This is a genomic window from Treponema sp. UBA6852, from assembly GCA_002449305.1.
Lineage (GTDB): Bacteria > Spirochaetota > Spirochaetia > Treponematales > Treponemataceae > Treponema_D.
Window position 1 is genome coordinate 22,786 of record DKDI01000036.1, and the last position, 17,035, is coordinate 39,820.

16 protein-coding genes are annotated in these 17,035 nt (G+C 38.7%); 12 read left to right on the forward strand and 4 right to left on the reverse strand.

Features of this window, described 5'->3' with window-relative positions:
* Positions 1–413 precede the first annotated feature (413 nt).
* From B3209_RS08015 to ettA, 4 genes are all read left to right on the forward strand, one after another.
* The gene (locus B3209_RS08015) at positions 414–1,034 is read left to right on the forward strand and encodes a TM1812 family CRISPR-associated protein (RefSeq protein ID WP_296665019.1); all 621 of its coding nucleotides are present in this window, start codon (positions 414–416) and stop codon (positions 1,032–1,034) included.
* A 17-nt stretch (positions 1,035–1,051) separates the two neighbouring features.
* Positions 1,052–1,843: a hypothetical protein gene (locus B3209_RS08020; protein WP_296665021.1), complete on the forward strand. Its 792-nt coding sequence runs from the start codon at positions 1,052–1,054 to the stop codon at positions 1,841–1,843.
* Between the two features lie 412 nt (positions 1,844–2,255).
* The gene (locus tag B3209_RS08025; RefSeq protein WP_296028908.1) at positions 2,256–3,032 is read left to right on the forward strand and encodes a hypothetical protein; all 777 of its coding nucleotides are present in this window, start codon (positions 2,256–2,258) and stop codon (positions 3,030–3,032) included.
* 197 nt (positions 3,033–3,229) lie between these two features.
* Complete coding sequence (gene ettA / locus B3209_RS08030) at positions 3,230–4,969, forward strand: energy-dependent translational throttle protein EttA (RefSeq protein ID WP_296665023.1); 1,740 nt, start codon at positions 3,230–3,232, stop codon at positions 4,967–4,969.
* Between the two features lie 251 nt (positions 4,970–5,220).
* Here ettA and B3209_RS08035 read toward each other — a convergent pair whose 3' ends face one another.
* Positions 5,221–5,958, reverse strand: coding sequence for a hypothetical protein (locus tag B3209_RS08035; protein ID WP_296665025.1), 738 nt, complete (start codon positions 5,956–5,958; stop codon positions 5,221–5,223).
* Positions 5,959–6,106: 148 nt separating this feature from the next.
* On the opposite strand from B3209_RS08035, the gene B3209_RS08040 reads away from it, so the two are divergent.
* Both B3209_RS08040 and B3209_RS08045 read left to right on the forward strand, forming a co-directional pair.
* Positions 6,107–7,888 (forward strand): AAA family ATPase, encoded by a 1,782-nt coding sequence (locus tag B3209_RS08040; RefSeq protein ID WP_296665027.1) that lies wholly within the window; start codon positions 6,107–6,109, stop codon positions 7,886–7,888.
* Positions 7,889–7,965: 77 nt separating this feature from the next.
* Positions 7,966–8,805, forward strand: coding sequence for a Cof-type HAD-IIB family hydrolase (locus tag B3209_RS08045; RefSeq protein ID WP_296665029.1), 840 nt, complete (start codon positions 7,966–7,968; stop codon positions 8,803–8,805).
* A 3-nt stretch (positions 8,806–8,808) separates the two neighbouring features.
* Here B3209_RS08045 and B3209_RS08050 read toward each other — a convergent pair whose 3' ends face one another.
* Positions 8,809–10,581, reverse strand: a complete 1,773-nt coding sequence (locus B3209_RS08050) for a phosphoglucomutase (protein WP_296665031.1) — start codon at positions 10,579–10,581, stop codon at positions 8,809–8,811.
* A 97-nt stretch (positions 10,582–10,678) separates the two neighbouring features.
* Here B3209_RS08050 and B3209_RS08055 point away from each other — a divergent pair, with 97 nt between their 5' ends.
* The 6 genes from B3209_RS08055 to B3209_RS08080 all read left to right on the forward strand — a co-directional run bounded on the left by B3209_RS08055 (position 10,679) and on the right by B3209_RS08080 (position 16,364).
* A complete protein-coding gene (locus tag B3209_RS08055) occupies positions 10,679–11,605 on the forward strand; it encodes an NADase-type glycan-binding domain-containing protein (protein ID WP_296665033.1) in 927 nt (308 codons plus the stop codon).
* An 88-nt stretch (positions 11,606–11,693) separates the two neighbouring features.
* Positions 11,694–12,623 (forward strand): hypothetical protein, encoded by a 930-nt coding sequence (locus B3209_RS08060; RefSeq protein WP_296690381.1) that lies wholly within the window; start codon positions 11,694–11,696, stop codon positions 12,621–12,623.
* Complete coding sequence (locus B3209_RS08065) at positions 12,624–13,331, forward strand: YARHG domain-containing protein (RefSeq protein ID WP_296690384.1); 708 nt, start codon at positions 12,624–12,626, stop codon at positions 13,329–13,331.
* Between the two features lie 171 nt (positions 13,332–13,502).
* The gene (gene lysS / locus B3209_RS08070) at positions 13,503–15,119 is read left to right on the forward strand and encodes a lysine--tRNA ligase (protein ID WP_296690386.1); all 1,617 of its coding nucleotides are present in this window, start codon (positions 13,503–13,505) and stop codon (positions 15,117–15,119) included.
* 76 nt (positions 15,120–15,195) lie between these two features.
* Positions 15,196–15,828 carry a hypothetical protein gene (locus B3209_RS08075; RefSeq protein WP_296662418.1) on the forward strand — a complete coding sequence of 211 codons (633 nt, stop codon included), beginning with the start codon at positions 15,196–15,198 and terminating at the stop codon, positions 15,826–15,828.
* A gap of 56 nt (positions 15,829–15,884) precedes the next feature.
* On the forward strand, positions 15,885–16,364 hold the full coding sequence (locus B3209_RS08080) for a COG2426 family protein (protein ID WP_295796564.1): 480 nt from the start codon (positions 15,885–15,887) through the stop codon (positions 16,362–16,364).
* 77 nt (positions 16,365–16,441) lie between these two features.
* Here B3209_RS08080 and B3209_RS08085 read toward each other — a convergent pair whose 3' ends face one another.
* Together B3209_RS08085 and B3209_RS08090 are read right to left on the reverse strand one after the other, a co-directional pair.
* Entirely contained in the window at positions 16,442–16,678 is a 237-nt protein-coding gene (locus tag B3209_RS08085) for a type II toxin-antitoxin system MqsA family antitoxin (RefSeq protein WP_296662420.1), read from the reverse strand.
* Positions 16,668–17,012: a DUF4258 domain-containing protein gene (locus tag B3209_RS08090; protein ID WP_296662422.1), complete on the reverse strand. Its 345-nt coding sequence runs from the start codon at positions 17,010–17,012 to the stop codon at positions 16,668–16,670. The genes B3209_RS08085 and B3209_RS08090 overlap by 11 nt, the downstream gene beginning before the upstream one ends.
* Between the last annotated feature and the right edge of the window lie 23 nt (positions 17,013–17,035).

The following is a 17,035-nucleotide window of genomic DNA, read 5'->3' on the forward strand; positions in this document are numbered from 1 at the left end:
TGATTTAAGGGATTAAAACACAACTCTCGATGAGTGAATACTCATCGACATCAAAAGTTAATTAAAAACATAGACCTGATTTAAGGGATTAAAACTAGGAATCTCGCTGAAGCTGATTATTCTCTTCTGCAATCTTATTATTAAAAACATAGACCTGATTTAAGGGATTAAAACTCAATCAAAATTCTGCTAAAATCAAGATTTGTATTTGTCTGAATAAAAAACAAAGACTTTATTTTAAGAATTAAAAAAATTGCGTTTGACGTGATTCAGTCAAATCCAAGAATGTCAATCACAATCGCTTTGACCGGAATTGCGATAGAGCTGCTGTCATTTTTGGTAAAACGGATTGCAAAGTCCGCTTAATGACGTCTGGTGTTTTTTGAGAAATTTATTTAGGGAGGCATGATAAAATGAAAAAAATTGTATTTGCAACAATTCCGATGCAGGAAATAAAAGAAGGCATTGTCTACAAATCTGAAGAAAACAAGGCAATCGAATATGAAAAGCCTGTGCTTTTTACGGTGGATTCTCTGCTTGCAAAAACGCTTGAAAAAGGTGATGAGGTCAAGATTGTAAGAATTGTTACAGAAGGAAAATTTTCTGACGATAATCTGAAGCTCCAAAAAAACGAGCTTGACAAAATCAATTCTGAAATCAAAGCTGATATTTCTTATGTCGAGGTGAGGGAGGCATTCAGGGAGACAAACCAGGTCTTGCATTCAAGGTTCAGGCAGCTGGTGAATTCGCTTGAGACTGGCTGCGAAATTTATACGGATATGACTTTTGGCCCCAAGACTTTAACGCCGGTTCTGTTTTATGTGCTTGGATTTGCGGAGAAATTCTTTGATGCGGATATTAAGAACATTGTTTATGGAAAAGTAGATTTTGATAAAAACAAACATCCGATTCCCGATACCGCTGAAATTTTTGATGTTACATCACTGTACTACCTGAATTCCATGGCTTCTGTAATGAAAGCTCCGGACGGAGCGTCTGCTCTGGCAATGCTCAACACTTTGTTTGAACTTTAGCGTTTTTGGGGTTGTTTATGGAAGATTCAAAATCAAAAGAAGAAAATCCCATCAATCTTCTCTGCAAAAAATATTTTACACCGGAACTCTGCGACGGGCCTGTAACAGAAACTCCTGCTGCGCTTAAGAATAAGGCATTTGCAGAGCTTTTGTCTTATGGCGATAAAATTTGCTGTAAAAAATTCAGGGGCAAGGAAGATTATTTATGCATGGAAATTGTAAAAACAATTGAGGCGTGCTGGAATTCTTGGAAAAAATCCCCATGTTCTTCATCATATTCAGGCTACTTTTATAAGGCTCTTTGCAACAATCTTAAAAAGCTATGCGTCAAAAATGAGGAGGAATTTAAAGCGTTGTCTTTTGATTCTCCTGTTGGCAAGAATGGCGAGACGGTAACTTTACTCGATTTTGAGCCTGATGATAAACCTGCAAGCTTGGATGATAAAATCGAAAATGACAGTAAGCTTAATAAGCTCTTTGACGACATTGAAATATATACAAGAGCGGTAAGAACTGATGTCCGCAAATCGCTTTGCGTAATGTTCACCTACAGAATTCTTCATGATGCAGAATTTCCAGATTCAGGCTGGATAGAAGAAAAACACAAAAAGTACGATTTTATAAACATGGAGCTTGCCGAAGATTATTTTGCAAAACAGGAGCTTGCTAAGTCAGAGAACAAAAAATTTAAGTATACCCAAAAAGATGTGTCAAAACTGTTCGGAATTCCTGAAAAAACGCTTTCCGACAGAAGTAGAAAGATAGACAGCTTCTTTGATTTGCAAAAAAACAATGAGAACTGTTTTTAAAAGGCATTTATTCGGTTTTCAATCCGTTCGGAATTACTCCGGGCGGATTTTTTTTTATTTAAAAGTGTTAATTTTCCGAACAGAAAGAACTCTTTATATATATAAGCAGAAATAAATATTGGAGGAGCAAATGAACGCAGTAAAATCATAAAATTTTTTGCCAAAAACGGAGCAAGAATAGCTCTTGGTGAAAAGCAGTCAAAAAAAAAGCTTATGTAAATGGTTTAAAACTTGAAAGAGAGGTGTGATATTATGCAAGTAGAGTTTGTTATTGCGGCATTTTTCATTTGTATAGGTATTTCTATTTGTATCCTAGGAATTATACTAGATACTTGGGGATAATATAGAATGGATTAAAAACACAGATTTGATTTAAGGTATTAAAACTTGTTCTGTATATGGGAGATTTTAGATGGAAACAAAGACAACACGCATAGGAATGGAAACAGAGATTGACAAGAACCTTAAAACTCTTGCAGAAACAAAAGCAACATGCTACTGCCTGCGAGAAACAGGTCAATGTGATTTTGATGACTGCTTAGAATGCAGCAAGTTAAGTCTGTACCAGCAAGGTGTCAGGAATCTTCTGCCTGTTGACCTGCTTAAGGTTGATAACCTTGCTGCAAAGATTATTCAGCGGAAACTTGATAATGACATTTCATTCCGTGCTACGTCAGCTTCGCGCTGGAAATATTTCTTCAACAGCCTGAAATGGATGGCTATAGTTTTTCTGTTTGCAATATTTATCCCTTTAGCGGCTGCTTACTTCTTGTGCACATATGCCCTAGATACTAAGGGAGCTGTCTATCCTATTATAGATGATATTACAGAGAGCAAGATAATCCGTGTGCTTGATGAAACACATAAGAATGTATATGACATGAATGGCGACCATCAGGTTAACTGCCAGGATTTTACAGTCATGTTTATTTATCTTTGGGCTAAGATATATCCTGATGACTCTAAATCTGCTCAGATTGTCTTTAACAAGAACTTTAATACAGGCATGAACCACCTGTTTGTGTCGGTCAGGTCTGGTAATAAAGTGTTCTATATTGAGCCGCAGGGAAGCTATACAAACTATCGTATGGAGCATTTCTGGGGAGACAGGTATGACCCTTGCTTTAATAGGGAAATCCGCAAGTCGTTCTGGTATGCACAGATGGGGCTTCCTTATAATGGAGAGTGATTAATGACCAAACCTTGAAATAGAACTATTCGTGTTATGAGCTTTCCGTGCTGATTTTCCATCTCATTTCTCAGTAACTTTTGGGTCAAAACTCAGTAACTTTTGAGTGAAAACTCAGTAACTTTTGAGCTGTTTTTATGTCTGCATTTTTTCAGCTTTAATTGCAAATTATCATTATATAAACTACAATTGGGCATATGGCAAAGACTGTAGACGATAAGAAAATTATTTACACAATGGATCGGGTTTCCCGCGCTTACGGGACTAAAGTTGTTCTTAAAGACATAAGCATTTCATATTATTACGGAGCAAAAATCGGCGTTATTGGTGAAAACGGCGCCGGTAAGTCTTCTTTATTTAAAATTCTTGCGGGCGTTGACAACGATTTTACAGGCGAAACTCATCTGCTTCCTGGATTCACAATGGGATATTTGGAGCAGGAACCGCAGCTTGAAGCAGGCAAGACTGTAAAAGAAATTGTAATGGAAGGCGTAAAGCCGATTACAGATTTGCTTGCTGAATTCGACAAAGTGAACGAGGCGTTTGGAGACCCTGACGCTGACTTTGACAAGCTTTGCGCAAGACAGGCTGAGCTTCAGGAAAAACTTGATGCTGCGGATGCATGGAATTTGGACACAAACCTTGAGCTTGCAATGGACGCATTAAGATGTCCTCCTGCTGACCAAGTTGTGGACGTGCTTTCTGGAGGTGAACGCCGCCGTGTTGCCTTGTGCCGCCTTCTTCTTCAGCAGCCTGATATTCTGCTTTTGGACGAACCTACTAACCACCTTGACGCAGAAACTGTCGCCTGGCTTGAACGCCACCTTCGTGACTACAAAGGCACAATCATTGCGATTACTCATGACCGCTACTTCCTTGACAATGTTGCCGGATGGATTCTTGAAATGGACAGAGGTGAAGGCTATCCGTTTAAAGGAAATTATTCTGAATGGCTTGAAGCAAAGGAAAAGCGTCTTGAGCAGGAAGAAAAACAGGCAAGCGTTCGTCAGCGCGAAATGAAAGAAGAGCTTGAATGGATTCACGCAGGCGCAAAAGGAAGGCAGGCAAAGCACAAAGAGCATATCACAAAGTACGAGCAGCTTTTGGCGGAAGAGCAGAAACGTGTTCAGCTTAAAGACAGCCAGATTTCAATTCCGGCAGGACCTCGTCTTGGAAGCCTTGTAATTGAAGCGAGCGGTCTTACAAAATCATTTGGCGACAAGCTCCTTTTTGAAAACCTTGACTTTGCAATTCCTGCTGGTGCTGTTGTTGGAGTTGTTGGACCTAACGGTGCCGGAAAAACTACTTTGTTCAAAATGCTTGCAAAGGCTGCCACAGGTGAAGGAGAAGAAACTCCAGATTCCGGCACAATAAAAGTAGGCGACACTGTAAAGCTTGTGTATGTAGATCAGATGAGAAGCAAACTAGACCCAGACAAGACAGTACTTGAGCTTCTTTCTGGAGGAGCTGACCTTATAAAGCTTGGTGCTGTGGACGAAAAAGGACGGCCTGTAAATGGAGCGTTGCGTGAAGTGAATGCCCATGCGTATTGCTCTTGGTTCAACTTTAACGGCGCGGAACAGAACAAAAAAATCAGCGTGCTTTCCGGCGGAGAAAAAAACAGGCTGAACATGGGGCTTATGTTCAAGGAAGCGGGAAACGTTTTGCTTTTGGACGAACCTACAAACGACCTTGATATTTCTACAACGCGCTCGCTTGAAGAGGCAATCAACAGTTTTGCAGGCTGCGTTCTTGTAATCAGCCACGACCGCTACTTCCTTGACCGTATCTGCACTCACATTCTTGCGTTTGAAAACAACAGCGAAGTCAAGTGTTTTGAAGGCAACTGGAGCGAATACGTAGAATGGAAGAAAAACGTCCTTGGCATTGACGACGACCATCCTCACAAGACCATGTACCGCAAACTCACAAGATAAATGTAGAACTGTAGAAAAAAGGATGCCCGGTTGGGGCATCCTTTTTTTTGTGTCATAAAACCAATGCGATGTTATTTGCTAGGCGGATTGTTGCCGCGGTTTCCATCGCTTGGGTTTCCTGTTGTTGAAGGCATTCTTCCGCCTTCCCCTGCGTGGCTGTTGCCTGGTTTTACAGTTGTCTTTCCCATTTGTATGCTCCTTTAAAATGAATTATAAAAACTGTTGCAGCAAAAGCTGACAATAGCTTATTGCTAGTTTGATCCCATTTGTACTTTTGTGATTGTTATTGTGCCAGGGTAGTAATAATATTTTTTTTCTCCAAAAGAAGAATAAGTGTAGTCGTATTCAACTTTGTATGTGCTTGGTTGTGTGAGTTTTCCCATGAATGTAAGAATTACATCACTAGGTTTATATTCAGAGGAATTAGAAGAATCGGTATTTCCATTGATGTCTTTACCATTATAGAAAGTAACTGGAGTTCTTGTCTCTTGTTTTAGAATTTTTCCTGATATTGTTTTTTTGTCATAGCTTATTTCTAATGCTCCATAAAGAACTTTTACATCTGAATCTATTTGTTTGAAAATGTGTTGCTCTACGGAATCTTTTAAATAACCTTCGGTTACTATTTCAAGAAGTTCTTCTAGTTCTGCTGATGTTATTGCAAATCCAGTATAATAATTATAATTGGATCCATCTTTAGTATAAAAGCTTCCCGCTTTATGATTAGAAGCTAATTCTGCGGAGATAGATTTTACATCTTTTAAGTATTCATTATTTTTAACACTTTCATCTAGCTCAATTTTATAGGCATCTCGTGGAATCCATGAACTAAGAGAAATCGTGTCATCTGAATATGTTTCCTCTCTGTTCTCCTGATTATTTGTTATTTCTGATTTATTTCCTCCGTCGCAACCATCATCACAACTTGATAGTATAACTGGTAATAAAATTGTTGCTAAAATCATGCAAAGTTTATTAAACTTTTTCATAACATAACTCCTTGTTAATTTTGTTACCCTATCTTACCCCCCCCCGGCACTTTGTCAAGAGATTTGTTTGCTTTTTAGAGATTTTATTTATTGCATAGGTTAACTTAATTAACTTGTTAAAGTAAGTTAATTAAGTTAATATTGAAGCATGAATGGCATAGAAGAACTTAGGAAAAAAATAGAAACTCTTCCAGCTGGTGGAATTACAGCAAAAACGATAAAAGGAAAAAAATATCTTTATTATCAATGGACAGAGAACGGCAGGCAATTTTCGCGGACTGTAAAAGAAAAAGAAGCTGAGCTTTTAAAAGCTCAAATAGAAGAGAGAAAACTTTTGCAGGAAAAATTAAAGGAGATGAGGAATTCTAAAATTCATGTTTTTTCGGCAAAGCTTGAAAAAGATAATATCTATAATTGTGATGTCAGAATTGGAGAGCCTCTAAAGACTTTTGCGGCATCTGTAAGTTCTTATAAAAAACGTTATATATATGAAGATATAAAAAATTTTATATACAATGAAACGCATGATAAAGTATTTATTCTTTATGGTCTGCGAAGAACTGGAAAAACTACTTTAGTTCGTCAGATTATTTATAATATGCTGGAAAGTAATTTTTCTAAATCAGTTTTTATTCAGATAAATTCAAATAATACGCTTTCTGATGTAAACAAGGATTTAAAAGTGCTGGAATCTAAAGGCTATAAATATGTCTTTATTGATGAAGTTACACTGATGGAAGATTTTATTGATGGAGCTGCGCTTTTTTCTGACGTTTTTGCTGCTAGTGGAATGAAGATAGTTCTTTCTGGAACAGATTCTCTTGGTTTTATTTTTTCTGAAGATGAGCAGCTTTATGATCGATGCATTCTTTTGCATACAACATTTATTCCGTTCCGGGAGTTTTATGATATTCTTGGAATTCAAAGTATTGATGAATATATTAAATACGGCGGCACAATGAGCCGTAGCGGTGAAAATTATAATAATTCAATTTTTGGTACAAAGCAGAGTACTGATGAATATGTAAATACTGCAATTGCCAGAAACATACAGCATTCGCTTAAAAATTACCAATATGAAGATCATTTTAGAAATCTTTATGAGCTATATGAAAAACATGAGCTGACAAATGTAATCAATAGAATTGTAGAAGATATGAATCATCGTTTTACTATTGATGTTTTGACGCGCGATTTTAAATCCCATGATTTTGGCTTGGCGCAAAGAAATGTCCGTAATGATAGAACTAATCCTACAGATATTCTTGATACTGTTAATAAACCGAAGCTGATAAAAAATCTTATGAAGGCTTTGGAAATTTTAAATAAAGAGAATCAGACTATAGAAATCAAGGATGTTCATCGCAAAGAAATTAAAGAATACTTGGATATTCTTGATTTGACTTGCAATATTCCTGTTGTTTCCATGGCTGATTTGAACAATAGAGCTTTTTTAACTGTTTTTAGCCAGCCAGGCTTGCGTTATTCGCAGGCGGAATCTCTTGTAAAAAGTCTTATGATGGATGACGTTTTTAAAAATATTTCCGCAATTGATAGAAAAAGAATTACAGATAAAATTCTTGATGATGTGAAAGGTCGTATTCTTGAGGAAATTGTTTTGCTGGAAACAAAAAAAGCTAACCCTGAAAAAGATATTTTTAAGCTTAAGTTTGCTGTAGGTGAATTTGATATGGTTGTCTATGATTCTGAAAATGTTAACTGTAAAATATATAAGATTAAGCACAGCAAAGAAATTTCTAAAGAGCAGTATCATCATCTTGTCGATACAAAAAAATGTGAACAGACAGAATTTCGCTATGGTAAGATTTTGAGCAAGGTAGTTTTATATAGAGGAAAAAACTTGGAAACAGAAGATGGTGTTTTGTATAGAAATGTGGAGGAATATCTTTTAGAACTTGGCAAACATTAAAGCTATCCTTACAACTCCCATTGAAACAACTTTATGTGTAGTTTATAATCTGCCAAGATTTTTTATGCGAGGTTTATATGGCAAAGTTTCCTTCTTGTGCTCTTGATGTAAGGCTTATTGCGCTTGACTTGGACGACACTCTTTTGGATTCAAATAGAAAAATCAGCGACAAAAATGTGCAGGTGCTTCAGGAATGCGCTCGCCGCGGAATTTATGTTGTGCTTTGCTCTGGACGCGCGGAAGATGGAATTCTGCCTTTTGTGCGCAGGCTGGACATTGCTGGCAGCGAGTTTGGAAAATTTATAATTGCAATAAACGGATGCAGCGTTTTTGATATGCACGAGCGAAAGCAGATTTACACTTGCAGCGTTGATTCTTCTATTCTTCTAAAGGTCAATTCCGAAGCTGAAAAAATGGGGCTTAGAAGCGAAGTCTATTCCCCGGACACAATTTTCTATGCAGAAGAAACTCCTTGGACGCGCAAGGACGTTGATATGTGCGGTTTAAAAGGAAAAGTTATAGACGACTACGAAACTTTCCTGACTGAAAAAAAATTTCCTAAGATGCTTGTTCCTGGCGAGCCTGAAACTCTTCAAGTGCTGCAAAAAAAACTCAAGGAAGAACTTGGAGATTCCGCCGTTATATTTACAAGTAAACCGTTCTTTCTTGAAATCCTTCCGCCGAACTGCGGAAAAGGTGAATCTATAAACTGGCTTGCTGACTACATTGGAATTCCGCGCTCATCTACAATGGGATTCGGAGACAGCATGAACGATGAAAGTATGATTGAAAAATGCGGTTACGGCGTGTGCATGAGCAATGGAATTGACTACATAAAAAACGCCGCTGACTTTATCACTGAAAAAGATAACGATTCAAGCGGCGTTGGCGACTTTATAGAAAAATATGTTTTGTAAATTTTAAGATTCAATGTCCGCTTTTTGCAGAAGCTCTGTTTCCCATTCAAGCAGGGCTTTTTCTTCTTGCGTCTTGTTTCCTTTTACATCGCACATTATTCTAAAGACCGGCTCTGTTCCGCTTGGACGCATCCAGATAAAGGCTGCAGGGTGATTTGAACTGTCCAGGAATTTTACTTTTAGTCCGCCGTTCGCATTGTTCCAGTTTTGAGCGGCAACAGTTTCTTTTGTGCCGTTTGTTGTGAATGCTTCGTAGCTTGAAATTCCGTATTCATTTTTGAGCTGCTCTTTTTTTTCTTCCCAAGATGAAATGAATTCTTTTCTGAAGTTTTCCTTGAGCTTGCCTTTGTCCTGCATTTTTACTTGAAGAACTGCGCGGCTTTCGCTTACGCCTGTTGTTGTATATTCAGGCAGCGTGGAAATAACATCGTTTAGGGTAAAGTTGTCATTGTATTTTTCTTCCTGCCCGGACATCTTGCACCACAAGTGGAACAAGCCAATTTTATTTTTTGTGTCTCGCAGCGCAAGAAGTTTTACCAGCGCAAAAATTGTTGCAACTGGATCCCTTACCGCAGAAGGGTATGTTATGTTTCCGCCGTTGCTTCCTTCCCCGAATATTCTTACGTTAAAGCCTTCGCTTCTTTTTTCACGCGCAAGGTTCACTACATTTGCTTCTCCAACTTCTGCGCGGAATACTTTTGCATTCAGTCTGGCGCAGATTTCGTCAATTCTCATGGAAGTAGGGCAGTTTACAGCTACCGCAAGATTTTTTGTGTCCGGATTTTTCCAGTATTCAAATGCAAGTTCCGACATTACGCATAGCGCGAACACTTCTTGTGCCGGCACGGTTTTTGCCTCTTTGCCGTTCCAGTAGACAATGTTTCCTCGGTCGCCGTCGCAGTCTGGCATATATCCGAGCAGGGCTGATTTGTTTCCTTCTTTTTGGAGCTCATTGATTTTTTGCGCGCAATGCACAAGATTTTCTGGCTCTGGAATTATTGCGTGAACAATTTTATCTTCGTTGAATGGAATAAAACTGATTCCGCTTTCCGGAATAAATTTTTTATCTATTGAAGTTGCGCGGGCAGAACCGTTCATGTCGCACACAAGGCTAAGCGGATTTTTCTGCGCTGCTTTTTTTAAAATGCTGAACAGCTTGTGCTGAAATAAAATTTTTGGACTTCCGGCTATTACGGTCTTTATAAATTTTTCGTAGGCGGCAAGAGACTGTTTTTTATACTTGGCGCATTTTGCGTACACATTTTCAACTTGTGCCTTTTGAGCTTTGAATGCAAGCGAAAGTGCGTGGTCTTCTGCTCCGACTGAACTGCATTTTGCTGCAAAGCTTTCCGCAAGTTTTTTTGATTCCCCGGCTTCAAGAACGCCTCCGTTGTTCAGTCCGAATTTTATTCCGTTGTGTCCTACAGGATTGTGGCTTGCTGAAATGTAGAGAAATCCGTCGTGTTTTTTTGAATACGCCATAATTTCCGGGGCGGCGGCAGTTCCAAGGAAAACAATTTTTATTCCGCAGGCGCAAAGTCCTTGAATCACATTGAGCGCGATTTCTTTTCCTGTGGGGCGTGTGTCTGTTGCTACTACAACTGACGGCTCTTTTTTTCCTGTTTTTGAAATTATATATTCTGCGAATGTTTCCGCAATTAAAAGACAAAGAAAGCTGTTTGCTTCTCCGATTTTTGGCGAAGTGTCTTCCGCATCCATGCTTTCTGTAAAAACTTTTCTCCAGCCGGATGCTGATAAAATCATATTGTGTTCCATAATGTGCTTATTATACCGCTTTTGCCGTAACTGTGGAAGCGAACAGAATTTTTTGTTAAACTTGTTCATGTCTGGAATTCCTTATGTTGGAGATAAAATGAGAAAATTACTTTTTATGATGATGATTTTTCTTGGTTTCATTGCTTCATCTTTTGCCGTAGATTTGTCCAAGGACAAATATCTTCGCTTTGAATTCACATGGGATTCATCTTATTTTCTGACTCCTGAAGCGATATATCGAATTTGCTGGGAAGACAGCTTTTATGAGAAACTTAGCCGTAGCGATTTCAGGCTTGACGAGAACGGCTGGTTTTATTATGACGAAATCATGTTCATTCCGGAACTTGCGGTCAAGTTAGGCGGAAATTGCAAGAATAATGAATATGCGCAAATGCGAGGATATTTTTACAATCCGTGGTTCAAAGTTACATATTCTGCATCATCTTCGCTTTCTGAAAACACGAGGAGCGGCTTTGTGGTCTATTCAGCCGAAAATCTTGGCACATTTGCTTTTGCGCCCACTGACCATTACGAGAGCCTTTCATGGAATTATGACCATATTCCCTGGGTCGAGGGTGAAAGCGGTTACGGAATCGGCACAGTTATAAAAATGACTTCGGAAAAGCCTTTCAAAAAGATTATGATTCTGAACGGCTATGTTGATGCAAAGAAGCCGGAATTGTACCGAAAGAATTCCCGCGTAAAGGCATTTTTTGTCCGGGACTTGGATAACGGCAGCGAATACACTTTTGAGCTTGAGGATTGTGTGTGTTTTCAATTCTTCAACCTGAACCATGAAACAAAAAAACTAGAGTTGAAAATTGCGGAAGTTTACAAGGGCGACAAATGGGAAGACACGTGCGTTTCGGCGATTGTTCCCGAATCTCATAACGACGGCACAGAGGCGTATCCAGCATATCAGAAATATTCCTGCTTTGACAAGAAAGAAGATATACTCAAAGTGATAGACTTGTACACTTCCGAATACAAGTTCCGCAAATATGAGCCTGACCCATACAAATAAGAATTACGGCTTTTAGAGATGCAAGCCTCGAATTATTGTAAGAAACTTTTTTAACTTGTATAATCTGACAAAAATTGAAGAAAAAATTATGAAACCAAACAAAATCAACGTCCTTATTCTGATGGCAATTATATTGATTTTGTGTGTGCAGTCAGCCACATCGCGAGGTATAAAGACTGCGGAAACTATCAAGATTGTAGTAAAACATGAAACAGAATATAAAAAAAAGGTTTTCCGAACCGTCTACGAAGATATGGTTGCGCCCATTGCCATAAGTCCCTTTGTATTTTTCGGAAACTATGTCGAGGTGAAAGTTTGCAATGTCAGTGATGAGCCAATAAAGGAAATGATTTTTTCTTATACTGTGCTTGATAAAAATAATAAAAAGATTTTTTCGGTGTCAGAAAAACTTACGGATAAAATTGACCAATATGCGGCCTATGAAATAATGATAAAAAATCCTAAGACTGTTTCTGGCTGGACGGAAACCATTCAAGACATAAAGATAAGAATTGTATTTGACAGCGGAAGAGAAGCTGAGCTTTCAAATGATGAAATTATTGCCTGCACGCTAGACAAGTTTACATTCAGTATTTACAAGGACGAGAATATCGCTATCTCTTGGAGGTACAATATGCCCGCAGCCTATGCGCTGATGTTTGAATCGACGAAATTTTTTGACTATTCACATTTCCGTTTTAATGTAGAGGAATACAAAGATGACGGAATGATTTTAGACAGCTTTGATGGGCAGTTTGTTTTTGACAATGATTGGTGGAATGAAGGTGAATTAGAATGCTGCGAGATTATTATGCCTAATTATCTTGAATATGTGTTCAAAACGACAAAATCTATTGAGATTGAATATCTTGTGGGAAATCCAAACAAACCTAAACAACGGAACTTGTCAGAAGAAGAAATGAGAAGCATTGCAAAAAAAATTGTCATTGATGACGAGACTTTCTTAGAGCGGATGCGTGCATTCGCCGCTTTTATGAATATTATGGGGTTACTCTAAATGAAAAAACTAATTCTACTGATTGTTTTATTTGTTTTACGCTCTTTATGCTGTTTTGCTGAGAACGAAGGTAAAATAAAATTTATTGTATATGAAAATAATCATTATAAATACATGGTCAATGAAAAAATGTTATTATTTTATGGCGGCTTGATAATCAATAATGATGATAGAATATTTTTATTTAAAGAAGATCATAGTGATAAATCAGCTCCTGCAAGAGATAGGGAATTTGCAATGATGGAATCTAATGATGCTCCTGTGTTAACTTTCTATCCCGAAAGAGGACATTATATGCTTTGGTCATACGGAGCTGATGCCAGTTCTTCAGACTTTACAATACCTGAAATTATCGGTGAAGTTTATCTTGAAGAAAATTTTATCAACGAGATTCTTGCAAACAACTTCTATTGGTATATCCTTAGAGACATTCCATATTCGTCAACGTCAAGAGAAGAATACTGTGAAGAATGTAAAAGAAGGCTGCGTGAATACTATCTGCCAAGCCTAAATAAAAGCCAGCTTCGTATCCTTAGAAACACTATATATGCATATTACGGCTACCTCTTTGCCTCAAAGGATTTGCGGGTGTTTTTTAATAATAGAATGAAATGGTACAAGCCTGTAGATGATTTTGACGAGTCACTTATTGCTGAACCGCATAGGGAGTTTATTAATCTAATAAAGGAATTTGAAAGCAAATTATAAATTGTTTAGCGTAAATTAATTGCTGGTTTTTTAAACAGTGCTGGGAAAGATAGGTGGTTTGGAGGAAAGAAAACGGCGATAAAATCGCTTCGCTTCTGAAGTAGAGGGTTGTCTTTCCTCCAAAAACTTGCGTTGCACATTGCCTTTTTTTTCAATATAATAGTCCGCATTATGTCAGAAAGAAACGAAAAAGAACTTTGCCACTGGGCTGACCAGCAGGCTTCAAGAATTATCAAGCAGAAAGGCGACCTTGACCTTTATACCTGCGCTTCTGGAATTACCCCGAGCGGAACAGTTCACATTGGAAACTTCCGCGAAATTATTACTGTAGATTTGATTGTGCGCGCTCTCCGCGACCGTGGCAAGAATGTGCGCTTTATTTATTCCTGGGACGACTACGATGTGTTTAGAAAAGTGCCGGGCAATATGCCTCAGCCGGAAGTTCTTGAAAAATATCTGCGCTATCCAATTACAATGGTGCCGGACACTTTCGGACGCGATGAAAACTATGCGCGCCACCATGAGGTTGACATAGAAACTCAGCTTCCGCGTGTAGGAATTCATCCTGAGTTTTTGTATCAGGCTAGCCGTTACCGAGCAAACCGTTATGCAGAAGGAATGAAAAAGGCATTGCAAAACCGTGAGCTTATAAAAGAATGCCTGAACGAATATCGCGATGAGCAGCACAAAATGAAGCCGGAAGATGTTTATTGGCCTGTTGCCGCTTTCTGTTGCAAATGCAATAAAGACGAAACAGAAATTCTTGATTACGACGGTGAGTATGGCGTTACATATAAATGCAAGGCTTGCGGACATGAAGAAAAAGGCGACCTTCGCACTTCAAAAGAATTCAAATTGGGCTGGCGTGTTGACTGGCCGATGAGATGGAACGAAGAAAAAGTTGTGTTTGAGCCGGGCGGAAAAGACCACATTTCTCCAGGCGGAAGCTACGACACTGCAAAACTTGTAAGCAAGAAAGTTTTTGGATGGGACGCTCCTGTTACAATGAAGTACGACTTTGTAAAACTCAAGGGCGTTCCTGGAAAAATGTCGTCTTCAAAAGGAAAAGTAATTTCGCTTGTTGATGCTCTTGAAGTTTATCAGCCGGAAGTTTTGCGCTACATTTTCGCCATGAACAAAGTTGACCATGAGTTCAGCATCAGCTTTGACTTGGACGTTGTTACAATATACGAAGCCTACGATAAGACAGAACGAATTGCTTGGGGAATCGACAAGGCAAAGAACGAAGATTTGTTCCTCAAGGAAAAACGCATTTACGAGCTTAGCCAGATTGAAAACGGAATGCCGAAAGTTCAGCCGTACCAGATTGCCTTCCGCCTGCTTACAACTTTGCTTCAGACTTATTCAGGCGACATCGATGCGGTTATTGCTTCTCTCAAGGATGTAAAGGAAGAACAGAAGGAAACTTTGCGCCGCCGCTGTGAATGCGCCTGGTACTGGATTAAAGAAAGCGCTCCAGACTGCGCTCCGGATTTCTGCTTTACTTTAAGAGAAGATGGTTCTAAGGCTGAAGATATTTCGGGCGAAATGCTGACTGCTGTGCGCCGTGTGCGTGATGAAGTTGTTCCGCGCCTTGATACTTTTGCGGTTGACAAGGAATGCCAGCAGGCAATGTACGACATTGCGACAGAACTCGGCCTTGAGTCAAAGGCATTGTTTACAGCTTTGTATCATGCTTTGATTGGAAAAGATCAGGGGCCGCGCCTTGCAAGTTTCTTTAGGATTATCGGAAAAGAAAAACTTCAGAAAATCCTGAGCGTATACTAAAAAAATGTCGTTGCCATATCAAGTATGGCAATGGCATTTAGAACTTGTTAGACAACCCTTAATCTAGGTCGTTTAAATGAAGAAGAGAATTTATTTTTCACTTGCGCTGAATATTCTGATTGCTGCATTTGAAATTGCTGCTGTGATTTTGTCTTTAATTGAATATGGCGGATTTAGTTTCTTTAAGTTTTATACGCAGGACAGCAATATCTTTTTGGGAATTTCAAGTGCTGTAATGGCGGCTTGTAAAATCAGTTTTCTACGTTCAGGAAAAAAGGTTCCTGATTCAGTAAAATTGTTTTCTTACATTGCGGTTTGCTGCACAACGCTCACAATTACGGTTGTTCTGGCTTTGCTCATTCCGAATGCTGGCGGCTACACAATGAAAAATTTCAGCCACTATATGCTTGAAGGTTCTGGGCTTTTTATGCACTTTATGTGTCCTGTTTTGGCTTTGGTTTCTTTTATCTGCTTTGAAGAAATTCCTCTGAAATTTTCGTATACTGTTTACGCTATTGTTCCTACTTTAGTTTATGCGGCTGTTCTTTTTGTCTTGAATATTGCCCGTGTTTTGGTTGGTCCGTATTTTTTTCTTCACGTTTATGAGCAGAGTATTCTTGCTTCTGTGGGCTGGACGTTTGTTGTAATCGGCGGAAACTATTTGATGAGCGTTGGAATCTGGGCGGCATCTAAGAAAAAATCATTTTGAAAATTGCATTTTGTGTTGTAGTTGCGAATGATTTCTTAAGTATGCTAAAATGAGCTATGTTAAAAAATTTTCTTTGGGTGTTTTTTATTTCGATGGTGCCGCTTATTGAGCTTAGGGGCGCGATTCCTGTTTCGCAGGCGTTAAAACTGCCGGTGATTTCTTCTTATATTATCAGCATAATTGGAAATATGATTCCAGTTCCTTTTATTTTTTTGTTTGCAAGAAAATTTTTGGAGTGGGGGCAGAACAAGCGTCTTGTAGGCGGAATCTGCCGTTTCTTTTTGCTCAGGGGAACTGCTGCCGGTGAAAAAATGCAGGCAAAAGCTGGACGCGGGCTTTACTTTGCGCTTTTTCTTTTTGTAGGAATTCCGCTTCCGGGAACTGGAGCTTGGACCGGAACTCTTGCAGCTAGCCTTTTGGACTTGGACGGAAAAAAGACATCTCTTGCCGTTATGGGAGGCGTTCTGCTTGCCGGCATGATTATGCTTGTTTTGACATTGCTTGGATTCGGAGCTGCAAACGCGGTCGCAGGGTAAATAAAAAAGCTGCCCGATTAGGACAGCTTGTGTTTGTCTTTTAGTGTCGTTCTTGCATTTGATGCTGGAATGGATATTTATGCTGCTGTTTTGTAGTCAGTAACAGCAATTTCTGTAACACTTTCCTTTAGCTTGTTTACAATCTTTTCGATGTTTTTTGCGACTTCATCAGTAAAAAGCTCTTCGCCGCATTGAGAGCATTTTAGACAAGGAACATTGCGGATAATTACAATGCATTTTCCAAGGTCTGCCATGAATGTTGTAATATCTTCTTTCATTTTTCCTTTGCAGAAAAAGCAGTTTTCATTTTTCATTATAATCCTCCTGTTTTTTTCTTGTATCAAAGTTTTTGTTCCAGTTTTCTGAACTAGGATAGTATGCCGTTATCATCCATATATACTCTTCGTTTGAACTGCAACAGATGTGCAGTTTTTTGTTTGATTCTGTTTTGCCAAGAATAAGGCAACTTGGCACAGGATAGTCGTCTACATACTGCTCTATAATTTTGCCATTCATTATGGCATTTTCAACGTCAGCTTGGCTAATTCCACGCTGAATAAGCCTTGTAAGAATGTGCCTTGTCCAGCGGATTTTATGCTCTTTGCAAAGTTCTTGTATTTTTTTCAAGTTGATATTATTTGATTCCATTGCATTTATATTATAGCATAAAA

Excerpts from the sequence above, each read along its gene's own strand:
- B3209_RS08015 (WP_296665019.1), top strand. The coding sequence starts at position 414 with ATGAAAAAAATTGTATTTGCAACAATTCCGATGCAGGAAATAAAAGAA.
- B3209_RS08020 (WP_296665021.1), top strand. The coding sequence starts at position 1,052 with ATGGAAGATTCAAAATCAAAAGAAGAAAATCCCATCAATCTTCTCTGC.
- B3209_RS08025 (WP_296028908.1), top strand. The coding sequence starts at position 2,256 with ATGGAAACAAAGACAACACGCATAGGAATGGAAACAGAGATTGACAAG.
- ettA (WP_296665023.1), top strand. The coding sequence starts at position 3,230 with ATGGCAAAGACTGTAGACGATAAGAAAATTATTTACACAATGGATCGG.
- B3209_RS08035 (WP_296665025.1), bottom strand. The coding sequence starts at position 5,958 with ATGAAAAAGTTTAATAAACTTTGCATGATTTTAGCAACAATTTTATTA.
- B3209_RS08040 (WP_296665027.1), top strand. The coding sequence starts at position 6,107 with ATGAATGGCATAGAAGAACTTAGGAAAAAAATAGAAACTCTTCCAGCT.
- B3209_RS08045 (WP_296665029.1), top strand. The coding sequence starts at position 7,966 with ATGGCAAAGTTTCCTTCTTGTGCTCTTGATGTAAGGCTTATTGCGCTT.
- B3209_RS08050 (WP_296665031.1), bottom strand. The coding sequence starts at position 10,581 with ATGGAACACAATATGATTTTATCAGCATCCGGCTGGAGAAAAGTTTTT.
- B3209_RS08055 (WP_296665033.1), top strand. The coding sequence starts at position 10,679 with ATGAGAAAATTACTTTTTATGATGATGATTTTTCTTGGTTTCATTGCT.
- B3209_RS08060 (WP_296690381.1), top strand. The coding sequence starts at position 11,694 with ATGAAACCAAACAAAATCAACGTCCTTATTCTGATGGCAATTATATTG.
- B3209_RS08065 (WP_296690384.1), top strand. The coding sequence starts at position 12,624 with ATGAAAAAACTAATTCTACTGATTGTTTTATTTGTTTTACGCTCTTTA.
- lysS (WP_296690386.1), top strand. The coding sequence starts at position 13,503 with ATGTCAGAAAGAAACGAAAAAGAACTTTGCCACTGGGCTGACCAGCAG.
- B3209_RS08075 (WP_296662418.1), top strand. The coding sequence starts at position 15,196 with ATGAAGAAGAGAATTTATTTTTCACTTGCGCTGAATATTCTGATTGCT.
- B3209_RS08080 (WP_295796564.1), top strand. The coding sequence starts at position 15,885 with ATGTTAAAAAATTTTCTTTGGGTGTTTTTTATTTCGATGGTGCCGCTT.
- B3209_RS08085 (WP_296662420.1), bottom strand. The coding sequence starts at position 16,678 with ATGAAAAATGAAAACTGCTTTTTCTGCAAAGGAAAAATGAAAGAAGAT.
- B3209_RS08090 (WP_296662422.1), bottom strand. The coding sequence starts at position 17,012 with ATGGAATCAAATAATATCAACTTGAAAAAAATACAAGAACTTTGCAAA.